Raw genomic sequence first — 12,773 nt, 5'->3', positions numbered from 1 at the left:
CGGATTAACAGTCCGCCGTTCTACCAACTGAACTAAGGGGGAATTGCTAGTAACCAATTTAGCCGAAGCTGAATCAATAACCATTCTTGCAATATGGTGCCTCGAGGCGGAATCGAACCACCGACACGGGGATTTTCAATCCCCTGCTCTACCGACTGAGCTATCGAGGCAACGAGCGCTATTAAATAGGAGAGGCGCGTTCTTGTCAAAATAATTTCGCCTAAAATCGTCTGACTGCTGCTTTTTTGCTTGATTTGTCGCTAATCCGACCACTGTGATTTTTCTTTGACCTGCTTTCATCGTTTTGTGGGTGATAAAATAATAGTGACATGTCTATTTTTGCTTCCAAACTAAACGATTAGCTTTTATTTCATTGCTATACAAAATCTCTGGTCGCCAAAATCCTCAATAAATCCCTACTATTTGTCTTACTTTAAATCCAATTGACTAAAAAACTTCCATTCTTCCCATTATTGCTACACTTACAGAGACATAAATATTTCCGACGTAAGTCAACAGGAATGAGAAGGAATTCTGCGATGGGATTCTCATTGGGAGAACAATTAGACATTACGCAGGTTATGGGTCTTAAAGACCGCCTGCAAGTCGAATTGGAGCAGTCTGAAAACTTGCTAATCGATGGTAGCGAGGTCTCACGCGTTGATGCTCCGGGGCTGCAGCTCCTCTTAACAGCCAAAATCTTGTGCCACAACCAGTCCATTACATGGAAGTGGGAAGGTGCATCGGACGAGTTAATTGGAGCAGCGAAGACATTGGGATTGGTTGAGCCTTTAGGCTTGGTCGATTTTGCTGAATAGTTTTTCACGTAGTTCAATCAGGGTGACAGTATGCGAAAGATACTAGCTGCAGACGATTCTGTTTCAATTCGTCAAATGGTAAGCCACACGCTTAAAGAAGCAGGATACCAAGTGGAAACTGCAAACGATGGCGCTGAAGCACTTTCAAAAGCCAAATCGGGCCAATATGACGTCATTATTTCAGACGTAAATATGCCGAACATGGACGGTCTTGAATTTGTTCGTCAAGTTCGTGCAGTACCGCAATATAAATTCACACCCATTTTGATGCTGACGACTGAAACGTCTGCAGAGAAAAAGAGCATGGGCAAGTCTGCTGGTGCAACAGGTTGGATTGTTAAACCGTTTAACCCCGATACCCTTCTGAAAACGTTGCAACGCGTTATCTAAGTGTTCAAGCAAGGAGATCACTATGGCTTTGGACATGGACCAACTGCGCCGGATTTTCTACGAGGAGTGTCGTGAGAACCTTGAAATCCTTGAGCGAGAATTGCTGTCACTCGATCCCGATGGCGACATCGATCTTGATGTTATTAATACCATTTTTCGGGCGGCTCACTCAATCAAAGGTGGTGGAGCGACCTTTAATCTCAATGAGATTAGCCAGTTTACTCATGTCATGGAGACATTACTCGATGAGGCGAGGGAAGGTAAGCGTCGTCTAGACTCAAGCACCATCGATCTCTTCCTGAAAGGCGGCGACTGTATCAACAGCATGTTGATTGCATATGAAACGAATTCAGATTTCGATCATGTGTTAAGAGATGCGCTCACCGACGAGCTGAACAAACTACTCGATTCTGGTCGTGCAGATAAGGCATCACCTGTTGTTGCGGATGAGCCAGAGCCTTCTACAGCCAGAGAATTAGAGGGTGACGGGGACTGGATTGTTCTGTTTACGCCTCATAAAGACATGTTCTTTTCTGGCAACGATCCGGTACGAATTCTTCGTGAGCTTTTTGAACTCGGCGTTCATTGTAACGTTGAGTGTTTAACCGATGCACTTCCTACGCTCAGTGAGATGGAACCAGAAATGTGCTACCTCAGTTGGCGCATTACCGTGGAAGGTCATATTGATATCGCGCTGGTTGAAGAGATTTTTGAATGGGTCGAAGACGAATGTGATTTAGCCATTTCGCGCACTCAAAAAGAGCCCGATGAAGCGCTGGATGTTACTGCGTCTTCTGCCGAAGCGGAGCCTGTTGCGCCAAAACCTGCAACTGCAGCCAAGCCAGCTGCCAAACAAGCCGCGACTAAATCTGATGCGGTGTCTTCGATTCGGGTTGAGATCGACAAAGTCGATAACTTGATCAACCTCGTGGGTGAATTGGTCATCACGCAATCTATGTTGACGGAACTCAGCCAGAACTTTTCAGAGAGCAAGATTGAGCGTCTGCAAGCGGGGCTTGATCAGCTATTGCAAAACACCAAAGAGTTGCAAGAAAGCGTACTCAATATTCGTATGCTGCCGATCAGCTTTGCATTCAACCGTTTCCCGCGCCTGATCCGCGATTTGTCGGCTCAACTTGGAAAAACGGTGGAACTTGTCATTGAAGGCGAACAAACCGAACTGGATAAAACCGTACTCGAAAGGATCACCGATCCGCTGGTGCATTTGGTCCGTAATGCGGTTGACCACGGTCTTGAACTCCCGGACGTGCGTGCTGATAAAGGGAAATCAGAAACGGGTCGCGTGTCGCTTTATGCCTATCACCAAGGTGGCTCTATTGTCATTGAAGTGCGCGATGACGGTGCTGGACTAAACAAAGAAAGAGTGTGGAAAAAAGCCATCGAAAAAGGGCTTATCCATCAAGATACCTCATTGGACGACTTAACCAATCACCAAGTGTACAACTTGATCTTCGCGCCAGGATTTTCAACGGCAGATGTTGTGTCTGATGTATCAGGCCGAGGCGTCGGGATGGATGTGGTGAAGCGTAACATCGAAGATTTAGGTGGGCATATTGAGGTCGATTCAGAAATTGATGTGGGCAGTGTATTCCGCATTAGTTTGCCGCTGACCTTAGCCATTCTCGATGGGCAACTTGTGAAGCTTGCTGATCAAGTCTTTGTGGTGCCGCTGATCTCAATTATTGAATCAATTCAGATTGAATCTGAACGCGTAAAAGTCGCGACAGGTGGCGTTGAACTCTATCGATTACGAGATGAGAACATTCCGATATTGCGCCTTAAAGAAGAGTTTGGACTCGGAGAATCTGGCGCACTGGACAAGCAACTATTGTGTCTGGTTGAAGCGAGTGGCAACCGCGTTGGTTTGTTGCTCGATGAAATGCTTGGCCAGCAGCAGGTTGTGATTAAGAGCCTTGAGTCTAACTATACCCGTGTGAATGGCGTCTCGGGTGCCACCATTCTTGGTGATGGTTCCGTGTCCCTCATTCTTGATATTCAGGGACTGATGACTGGCTTTTTGAGTCGAGTCGCCGATACAAACAGCCACATAGCGGCGTAGGAGGAGAGCATGACAAATCAAGCTCTGGCGGCCACAGACGTGAATGATGAACCGGTAGATGGTCAAGACCGCCTTAAGGGATCCGATTTCCTCAGTTTCGATTTAGCGCACGAGTTGTATGGGGTCGATATACAGGCAGTGGAAGAGATCCGTGTTTGGGAATCGCCCACCGTGATTCCTCGTTCACCCGAGTTTGTTCTTGGGGTCATTAACTTGCGCGGCATGATCGTGCCCATTATGGATTTACGTGTCCGGTTTAACATCGGTGTTGTTGAGTATTTACCGACAACCGTGGTGCTTATTCTGAAAGCGGGTGAATCCGCAGGCAATCGAATGATGGGTGTTGTGGTGGATGCGGTCTCTGATGTGATTGATCTCGGTGATAAGAGTTTAATTCCGCCCATTGGTGATTCACAAGTGATGCCTTTTGTTAGCGGCTTGCTGAACGTGGATGCCCAAGTGATGAGTCTGCTGGATGTCGATGCCTTACTCAGCATTGAAGGGCTAGTTCACTAAGGAGGCGTTATGTCAGAAGAGGTGATGGAGTACCTGAGTTTCATGATAGATGACGAAGAGTACGGACTTAACATCCTTGATGTGAAAGAGGTCCGTGGCTGGTCTGATATCAGAAAACTGCCCAACAGCGAGAGCTATTTGCTGGGGGTGCTTGAGTTGAGGGGAGAGTACATCCCCATTATCGATCTCAGGCAAAGATTCAATATGCCCCCTTCCGTTTTAAGTAAGACGACGGTGGTGGTGATTGTCCGAAATGCAGAAGGACAGTCTTTGGGAATAATTGTCGATGCAGTCGCTGAGGTATATCAGCTATCGGCGAGTCAAATTAAGGCGGCACCCGGTTTTGTCAAAATTGACGAGCGATTCATTGAAGGAATTGCGTCTGTCAGTGGAAACCACGTGGTGTTAATACAACTTGAACGACTATTTGATTTCGACGTGTTGCATGAAGTAACGCAGCCAGATCTGGTTAGCGAGGATTGACGATTATGTCTTGGTGGAAAAAAGAGGCTGTAACTGAAAACACACAACAAGAGCAGGGATTAAAGGCGCATATTGTATCGGCGCTTGATACCGCTCAGACGGCATTGATGATGGTGGATAGAGACTTTAAGGTCTTCTACGTCAACAAAAAATCAGTGGAATTGCTTAAAAAGCATGAAGATTTATTCCGCTCACAATGGCCCACTTTCCGGGCGGAGAAAGAGTGGATTGAAGGAACATGTATCGACTTGTTCCATAAAAATCCGGCTCATCAAAGGCAGATGCTGTCTAACCCCGCTAACTTGCCACACGAAACGATCATCAAGGTGGGAGATGTGTCACTTCGTCTCGTCGTTGGTGCTGTGATTGATGCGAGTGGCGACTACGTGGGCAACACATTGGAATGGGACGATGTGACAGAAAAGATCCTTGCCGATACCGAGCGAGCCCGCCTTCGCGCAGCGATCGATCAGTCATTGACGGCCATGGTGTTGATCGATCGTGACTTGAGCATCACTTATATCAATGAACAGACCTTGACGTTGTTTAAGAAGCACGAAGGGTCTTTCAAACAAATGTGGCCCGGTTTCACTGCGACCAGCGATTGGTTAATGGGGCGCTGTATTGATGAGTTTCACAAGAACCCAGCGCACCAACGTCAGTTGTTGTCCAGTCCAGGAAATCTGCCGTACAAGACGGATATCAGCGTTGCTGATCTTAAGATTGAGCTTAACGTAGCAGCCATTGTTGATGCCAGCGGCAATTACATCGGGAACAGCCTCGAGTGGCGTGATGTTACTCAACTGCGTGAACGTGAAATCGAAGTAGGGCGTCTCGTGTCTGCTGTTGAAGGTATGACCACCAATATCATGATGGCAGATAAAGAAGGCAACATTACCTATTACAATCCAGCGCTTAAGAAGCTACTGGGTAAGCGCGAAGACGATTTACGCAAGTTTTTCCCTGGGTTTCAGGCCGATAAACTTAACGGGGTGAACATCGATATTTTCCACAAAAACCCCGCGCATCAGCGATCCATTATTAACAATCCAGATCGCTTGCCCCACACCGCTCAGATTCAAGTGGGCGAGTTAGAGTTCACCTTAACGTGTATCGCCATGTATGACTCGGCGGGTAACTACATTGGTCCAGCTCTGCAGTGGGAAGACATCACGGAGCAAATGGCGGGTCAGCGAGATGTTCAGGGGCTGATAAAAGACGCGTCAGAAGGACGTCTTGGTTCTCGTATGGATACCAACAAATACTCTGGCTTTATGGCCAACCTCAGCGAGGGCGTCAATGGCCTGCTCGACAACATGGTCGAGCCGATGAATAACTGTCGCGATGTGATGAGTAAGGTGTCCGAAGGTAATCTTAAGGTCAACATGCCAGAAGATTATAAAGGTGACTTTGCGGCGCTCAGTAATGCGGTGAACACGTCCATTACCAACCTGCGTGACATGGTTGAGAAAATCACGGCATCGTCAGCGCGTGTCGCTTCTGCATCGGGTGAAATCGCAGAAGGTAACAGTGATCTCAGCGAACGAACCGAAGAGCAGGCAGCAAGTCTCGAAGAGACCGCTGCAAGCATGGAAGAAATGACCTCAACGGTGAAACAAAATGCCGAGAGTGCTAATTCAGCCAACCGCTTGTCACAAGATGCGAGCACCAAAGCACAGAAAGGTGGGGAGGTAGTGAAGCAAACCGTCTCAGCCATGGGTGAAATCAACAAAGCCAGTAAGCGTATTTCAGACATCATTAGCGTGATTGATGAAATTGCTTTCCAGACTAATCTTCTTGCACTCAATGCGGCGGTTGAAGCAGCCCGAGCCGGTGAGCAAGGTCGTGGATTTGCCGTGGTTGCAGGTGAGGTTCGTAATCTTGCTCAGCGCAGTGCAGGGGCGGCAAAAGAAATCAAAGATCTTATCAAAGACAGTGTTGAAAAAGTTTCAGAAGGGTCTCGTTTGGTGGATGAGTCGGGCGGGATGTTGAATGAGATTGTTGATGCGGTAGGTGAAGTGTCGACCTTAATTGGCAAGATCAACTCAGCCAGTCAGGAGCAAGCAACTGGCATTGATGAAATATCGAAAGCGATTGTGAAGATGGACGAAATGACGCAGCAAAATGCCGCCTTGGTTGAGGAAGCATCTGCCGCGAGCCAGTCCCTTCGCGATGAGGGGAGTGAACTGCTCAATCTGATTGGTTTCTTCCAAGTCGACAACACGCGTACAGGGCTTAACAACCCCAATGCGGGTCAAATAAAAAGCTTCCAGCAGCCAGCTGCGCAGACACCAGTAATGAGAGCTCCGTCAGCACCGCCACCGATGAAAAAAGTGGCCAACGGGTCAGCGCCTTCTGCGGCGTCTTCTGATGATGATTGGGAGGAGTTCTAACGGTGGACGCAATTCAGGCGCTGAGTCAAATTGAAGAGCAGCGTGAGTTTGAGTTCACTGCTGATGACTTCACTTACATTCAGGAATTTATGCTCAGAGAAACGGGGATTTCACTCTCTGAGCGTAAAACCTCAATGGTATATGGAAGGCTTGCGAGGCGGCTTCGTCGTACGGGGATCACTAACTTTCGCGACTATTTCGCCCGTGTTAATAGTGATATGGACGAGAGAATTGCGTTTGTTAATGCGCTAACGACGAACAAAACACAGTTCTTTAGAGAGAAGCATCACTTTGATTTTCTCACTAACACCATGGTGCCAGAATGGCAAAGCCAGAAAAAGCGACGTATTCGTATCTGGTCTGCTGGGTGCTCTACGGGCGAAGAGCCCTACACCATAGCATCAACGCTCGCAGCCAGTGGTCTGCTAACGCCGAGCTATGACTGCAAAATATTGGCGACCGATCTGGATACACAAGTGCTAGAGGTTGGTCGAAATGGCACCTATGGCATCGAAGCGAGCAAGGCGATTCCTGCCGCCATGCTTCATCACGGATTTATCCGTGGTAAAGGCAAAAAGCAGGAATTATTGAAAGTGAAACCGTCAGTTCAGCAAGCGATAACGTTCAAGCAGCTTAACCTAACCGCTGCTTGGCCTCATAAAGGGCCATTGGATGCCATATTTTGTCGTAACGTAATGATCTATTTCGAGAAAGATATGCAGCAACAGCTGATTTATCGCTTCTGGGAAAAACTTGGCAGTGGCGGCATTTTATTCATCGGTCACTCTGAAAGCATCGGGCAAATGGGCAGTCAATTTGAGAACTTGGGTCAAACCATGTTTCGCAAGCCTTAATCGCAGTGACTGCATCTTCGAAATAACAGCGAACTGAGCGTTGTATGCATAAAATCCTGGAGCTTACTGGTTGCCCTATAGGGGCGGGTGCGAGGCGATTTTTCCACCCCGGCAAGCAAATGATGATGGTGAAAATTCAGCCGGGAGAGGTGTATGTTACCTCCGAGCGTGAGCTGATAGCAACGGGGCTCGGTTCCTGTATATCTGCCTGCGTGTGGGACCCATTCATTGAGCTGGGAGGCATGAATCACTTTATGTTGCCATTTGGCGACGCCGACAATATTGAAGGGTGGGACCCCACTCAGTGGCGGTCAAATGCAGCCCGCTATGGTAACTACGCGATGGAGTTGTTGATCAATACCATGATCCAGCAAGGTGCGATTAAAAGTCGTCTGCGCGTGAAGTTATTTGGTGGCGGGATGGTGATGGGTAAGCAAGCAAGTATTGGTGAGAAGAACATTGCGTTCATTCGTAACTATGTACAAAGCGAAGGATTGAATGTGATTGGGGAAGACATGGGAAGTGATTTTCCGCGAAAAGTCGTCTTTGATCCAATGACAGGCAAGGCTTGGGTGAAGAAACTCAGAGGCTACCGCGGTGAAGTCGAAGCGGAAGAAACCAATTATAAACGCCGTCTGGTGTCTGAAGCAAAACGCGACGATGGCGAAAATGCGGAGCTATTTTAATGGGTAAGCGAGTACATAGAGTACTGATCGTTGATGACTCTGCTGTTTTTAGAGCATTGCTTAGTGATGTTATCAATTCAGATCCTCAACTCGAAGTTGTGGGATTGGCAATTGACCCTTTCGAAGCCAGAGAAAAGATTAAAAAACTCAAGCCTGACGTGGTCACATTAGACATTGAAATGCCCAAAATGGATGGGGTTCAGTTCCTACGTAACCTAATGCGTCTCCATCCCATGCCTGTTGTGATGATTTCGACGCTGACACAGCATGGCGCTGAAGCCACGTTAGCGGCACTGGAAATTGGCGCAGTGGATTACTTCCCTAAGCCGACAGAAAATGTCGCGTCAGAAATGAGTAACTACCGACAGCTGGTGGTAGAAAAAGTCAAAATGGCGGCAACGGCAAACATCGCGGGTGCTGTGCACCGAACGCCCTCTGAAATCAGTGTATCTGGTCGTCAGTTGAGTTCTGCATACGACATCATTGCCATCGGTGCATCCACTGGCGGTACGGAAGCTATTCGTAACGTGCTAGAAGCGTTGCCGGACATGATGCCCCCGATTGTGATCACTCAACACATCAAAGCGGTCTTCAGTAAGTCATTCGCTGAGAGGTTGAATCGTGCATCCAAACTTCAGGTAGAAGAATTAGCGTCAGACAGGGCGCCCTTAGTTAATGGCCGTGTTTATGTCGCACCGGGCGATCAGCATTTACAAGTGGTTAAGCGATCTGGGTGTTACTACTGTACACGATGCGACAGCGAGCCTGTTCAACGGCATAAACCTTCGGTTGATGTGATGTTCTCATCTGTTGCTCAAGCCGCAGGGGGACGTTCGCTGTCGGTTCTCTTGACGGGAATGGGACGAGATGGCGCACAAGGTATGTTAGAAATGCGACAAGCAGGCGCGTTAACTGTAGCGCAGGATGAACAAAGCTCGGTGGTGTGGGGTATGCCACGTGCAGCGATTGAAATAGAGGCGGCACAGCAGGTACTTCCGCTGGATAAAATTGCCACGTACTTAGTGGGTAAAGTGTATGGATAGAACAATATCGACATCGTTTATTGCTGTTTTAGCTATTGCGGCCAGTGCTGTACCGCTTTTCCTTCAGCAAACACCGTTGAGCATTACATCGTCAGTCATTGTCATCATTTCTGTCGCTTATTTGTGGCGACAGCAATCTGTAGATAGTCTTTCACAAGAGGATCATGACTCTTCTCAGGACAATAGTTCTGTGTCGTGCGAATCCACCGCTATCTTGCACAAGATACATAGCATTTTGAATATTGAACTGGTGCCGATTCGGGAGCAGTTGGATCGTCAACAGGAAGTTATCGACGACTCGGTTCATAACCTTAACTCGAGTTTCTTTGGTATGGAGAGGGCGGTGAGTGAACAGGCATCCTTGTCTAAGCACATGGTGGGTGAGCTTCTCAATAATACCGATAGTGAATTTAATTTGGCCAAGGTGCTGCCAGAAACAGAACAAGCAATAGATCAGTACATTGCGCTGCTGGTGACGGTGTCAGAGAAAAGTATCACGGCGATTCACTGTATTCACGATATGTCTGCAAAGTTGGATGCAGTGTTTAACCTGCTTGATCAAGTACAGGCGATGTCTGATCAAACTAACTTGTTAGCACTTAATGCAGCAATCGAAGCGGCAAGGGCGGGCGAGCTTGGTAGGGGGTTTGGTGTGGTGGCATCTGAAGTGAGAGATCTCGCCAATCGCACGTCGACACTGAATAGCCAAATTAACAAGGACATCAATCTTGCTCAAGACACAGTGAAGCAAACCAGTAAGATTGTCGGAGAGATTGCGACGCTGGATATGACAACTTCTATTGAGTCTAAAACACGAATTGAAGCGTTATTGAAAGGGGTTCAAGAAGTCAACCGACAGGTCACGATGGAGATTGGCAAGGTAACGGAAAAGGGTGAAACGGTTCGCGGCGAAGTGTCCAAGAGTATTCAAGGGCTTCAGTTTGCTGACATCGTTTCACAGCAAGGGCAGCATGTTCTGAGCAATCTTCATATTTTGGAAGACTTAAATGCACTGATTATTGATAGCTTAGCGGCCAATGAAGTGGATTGGATTGCATTACACAAAGCTGTTGATGAAATCGAAAAAATGGCGGGCTCTGCAGCGAGAGCGCCGGCAAAACAAATGTCTGCTGATGAAGGCGACATAGAACTGTTTTAGGAGACGGTATGGCTATCAGTCGTGAAGAAAGAAATGACGGAAAATCTGTTGTTATCCATGTGAACGGACAGTTTGATTTCAGCGTGGTGCAGGAATTCCGCGATGCGTATCAAGATTGTCAGGGGAAAGAGATCATCGTTGATTTCCGTGGTACGGAATACATAGACAGTGCGGGTCTTGGGATGTTGCTCAATATGCAGACCTTTTTAAACAAAAAAGAAGGGGACATTCGTTTAATCAACACTATGCCTCAAATCAAGCGAGTGCTGGTGATTGCGCGTTTCGAAAAGAAATTCATCATTGAGTAATTTAGATGATTAGCTGTTGTTGAAATCATTAGGGGGATAGCGTGTGAAAGTGCTTATCGTTGAAGATGAAATTTCACTGCAATGTTTCCTAGAGCATGTACTCAAAGACGAATTTGATGAACTGCTCATTGCTGATAACGGTCAGATTGCACTGGATATGCTCGAATCAATGGAAGAGCTGCCCAACATCGTCATCATGGATGTGTTGATGCCAGAGATGGATGGTTTCGAGGCCGCTAAACAGATCCGAATGCGATACAAAAGTGCGTATCTTCCGATTATCTTTTTGACCGGAATTACGGATAACGACGCGTTTAATCGCTGTATGACGCTCGGTGATGACTTCCTAACGAAACCCATCAGCCGCACCACCATTGTGGCGAAAGTCCGCGCTCATTGCCGCAATGTGCGCCTTTATAACGAAGTGGCCATTCAACGCGACAAGCTTAAGCACTTTCAAGCCCACACCCTCTACGAACACACCATGGCAGAAACGATATTCAGTAATCTGATGCAAGGCTGTTATCAGGAAGCTGAAGGGGTGAGTTTTTACACTAGCTCCTACACCAACTTCAATGGTGATGTGGTGTTGGTGACGCCAAGGCCACAAGGCGGAATTTACGCGATGTTGGCGGATGCAACCGGCCATGGTTTGCCTGCTGCCATTTCTTCGATACCCGCAACGAAAGCCTTTTTCGCGATGACTAAGAATGGTTTCGCGTTGGGTGACATTGTCAAAGAAATGAATTCAACCCTGAAAACCTTTCTACCACCAGGCATGCTGGTAGCTGCCAATTTGCTGGAAGTGTCGGCCAATGGTTTAGACATTAACTGGTGGGGAGGCGGTATGCCAGATGGCTACATTATTGATCGTCATGGTGAGATTAAACAGAGGTTGCCTTCAGCGCACATGGCATTGGGCGCGATGGACTCTGATGAGTTTGAAGCCAATCTTGTTGCCCTGACTCTAGAAGAAGGCGATAAGCTGTTCTTCTTCACTGATGGTGTGACTGAAGCGCGAAATGCTGAGGGGCATGAACTGGGTGAAGAAGGGCTAGAAGCCTTGATTTCGACGCCCAGTTCCAATGTGATAGACATGACTCGCGAGCATGTGGCGAAATTCACCAGTGGTGGTGGTGTTGGCGATGATATGTCTATGCTAGAACTGACTGCGCCGATACGCAGCCGTATTGAACAACAGCCGGGCGATCCTGATTATTATGACCGTCGTTCCCCCGCGCAGCTCAATGTGTATTTTGGTGCAAAAGAGCTTCGTAAAGTGAATCTGGTTGGTGAGGTGAGGCGAATGCTCAAGGGAACCCTTGGCAGCAACATTGATTTAGATTTGATGTGCACCGTGTTATCTGAACTGACTAATAACGCGTTGGAGCATGGTTTGCTGAAGTTAGAATCCAGTTTGAAATCCGATGATGATGGTTTTCTGGATTATTACATGGAGCGTCAATCTCGCTTGGAAGCACTGGATGCTTTTGCGTATATGGAAGCGGGTATCTCGTTTAATCCGACCAAGCGTGAACTCAGTTTTTATGTGACCCATAATGGCGAGGGATTTTGGGTCGATGATATCGACAGCACGTTAGAAGAATCACTGGCACGATGTGGACGCGGGATTGCACTGGTCACCGAGCTTTGTGAGTTCTTCACTTATGAAGACGAAGGAAGAACTGCCAGAGGCACGTATAAGCTTGCTTCAGGTATGGAATACAACAGTTAGGGGAGTGGAGTGGCAAAGCCGTTTAATGACACGCTAAAAAGTCCTGCTAATGTGCAGGATTTTTTGTCTGCGCTTTTTGTTAGGCTTGCGACAATCAGTGCAGCGCACTGAAAAAAAGGCGAAAAAAAACCCAGTCCGAAGACTAGGTTTCTTAAAGTGGCTCCCCTTGCAAGACTTAACGGGCCCGCCTAAGGTTGCGACAAATCGCGAAGCGATTAACACATACAAAAAAGGCCTCGTCTTTCGACAAGGCCTTATAATGTGGCTCCCCCTGCAAGACTTGAACTTGCGACATACGGATTAACAGT

The 12,773-nt window shown here is 47.5% G+C and carries 12 protein-coding genes and 1 tRNA gene; 12 read left to right on the top strand and 1 reads right to left on the bottom strand.

The features are described from left to right. Nucleotides 1-94 precede the first annotated feature (94 nt). Nucleotides 95-170: transfer RNA gene (locus A1OO_RS01660), tRNA-Phe, on the bottom strand. A 369-nt stretch (nt 171-539) separates the two neighbouring features. Here A1OO_RS01660 and A1OO_RS01655 point away from each other — a divergent pair. The 12 genes from A1OO_RS01655 to A1OO_RS01600 are packed head-to-tail and all read left to right on the top strand — an operon-like array spanning nt 540 to nt 12,465. After that, nucleotides 540-818, top strand: coding sequence for an STAS domain-containing protein (locus A1OO_RS01655; RefSeq protein ID WP_016959641.1), 279 nt, complete (start codon nt 540-542; stop codon nt 816-818). 30 nt (nt 819-848) lie between these two features. Further along, complete coding sequence (locus tag A1OO_RS01650; RefSeq protein WP_016959640.1) at nt 849-1,208, top strand: response regulator; 360 nt, start codon at nt 849-851, stop codon at nt 1,206-1,208. A gap of 22 nt (nt 1,209-1,230) precedes the next feature. Beyond that, a complete protein-coding gene (locus tag A1OO_RS01645) occupies nt 1,231-3,288 on the top strand; it encodes a chemotaxis protein CheA (RefSeq protein WP_016959639.1) in 2,058 nt (685 codons plus the stop codon). A 9-nt stretch (nt 3,289-3,297) separates the two neighbouring features. Further along, nucleotides 3,298-3,804, top strand: a complete 507-nt coding sequence (locus tag A1OO_RS01640) for a chemotaxis protein CheW (protein WP_016959638.1) — start codon at nt 3,298-3,300, stop codon at nt 3,802-3,804. 9 nt (nt 3,805-3,813) lie between these two features. Beyond that, nucleotides 3,814-4,287 (top strand): chemotaxis protein CheW, encoded by a 474-nt coding sequence (locus tag A1OO_RS01635; RefSeq protein ID WP_016959637.1) that lies wholly within the window; start codon nt 3,814-3,816, stop codon nt 4,285-4,287. A gap of 5 nt (nt 4,288-4,292) precedes the next feature. Continuing rightward, a complete protein-coding gene (aer2, locus tag A1OO_RS01630) occupies nt 4,293-6,680 on the top strand; it encodes an aerotaxis transducer Aer2 (RefSeq protein ID WP_017005064.1) in 2,388 nt (795 codons plus the stop codon). 2 nt (nt 6,681-6,682) lie between these two features. Then, complete coding sequence (locus A1OO_RS01625; RefSeq protein WP_016959635.1) at nt 6,683-7,534, top strand: CheR family methyltransferase; 852 nt, start codon at nt 6,683-6,685, stop codon at nt 7,532-7,534. A gap of 44 nt (nt 7,535-7,578) precedes the next feature. After that, nucleotides 7,579-8,220: a hypothetical protein gene (locus A1OO_RS01620; protein ID WP_016959634.1), complete on the top strand. Its 642-nt coding sequence runs from the start codon at nt 7,579-7,581 to the stop codon at nt 8,218-8,220. After that, a complete protein-coding gene (locus A1OO_RS01615; RefSeq protein WP_016959633.1) occupies nt 8,220-9,263 on the top strand; it encodes a protein-glutamate methylesterase/protein-glutamine glutaminase in 1,044 nt (347 codons plus the stop codon). Before A1OO_RS01620 ends, A1OO_RS01615 begins: the two co-directional genes overlap by 1 nt. Further along, entirely contained in the window at nt 9,256-10,422 is a 1,167-nt protein-coding gene (locus A1OO_RS01610) for a methyl-accepting chemotaxis protein (protein ID WP_016959632.1), read from the top strand. The genes A1OO_RS01615 and A1OO_RS01610 overlap by 8 nt, the downstream gene beginning before the upstream one ends. A gap of 8 nt (nt 10,423-10,430) precedes the next feature. Then, nucleotides 10,431-10,730, top strand: coding sequence for an STAS domain-containing protein (locus A1OO_RS01605; RefSeq protein ID WP_016959631.1), 300 nt, complete (start codon nt 10,431-10,433; stop codon nt 10,728-10,730). A gap of 43 nt (nt 10,731-10,773) precedes the next feature. After that, on the top strand, nt 10,774-12,465 hold the full coding sequence (locus tag A1OO_RS01600) for an ATP-binding SpoIIE family protein phosphatase (RefSeq protein WP_016959629.1): 1,692 nt from the start codon (nt 10,774-10,776) through the stop codon (nt 12,463-12,465). The last annotated feature ends 308 nt before the right edge of the window (nt 12,466-12,773 follow it).

The organism is Enterovibrio norvegicus FF-33 (assembly GCF_000286835.2).
Taxonomy (GTDB): domain Bacteria; phylum Pseudomonadota; class Gammaproteobacteria; order Enterobacterales; family Vibrionaceae; genus Enterovibrio; species Enterovibrio norvegicus_A.
Note: the sequence above shows the minus strand (reverse complement) of the source record. Positions and strands in the feature narration are given on the sequence as shown.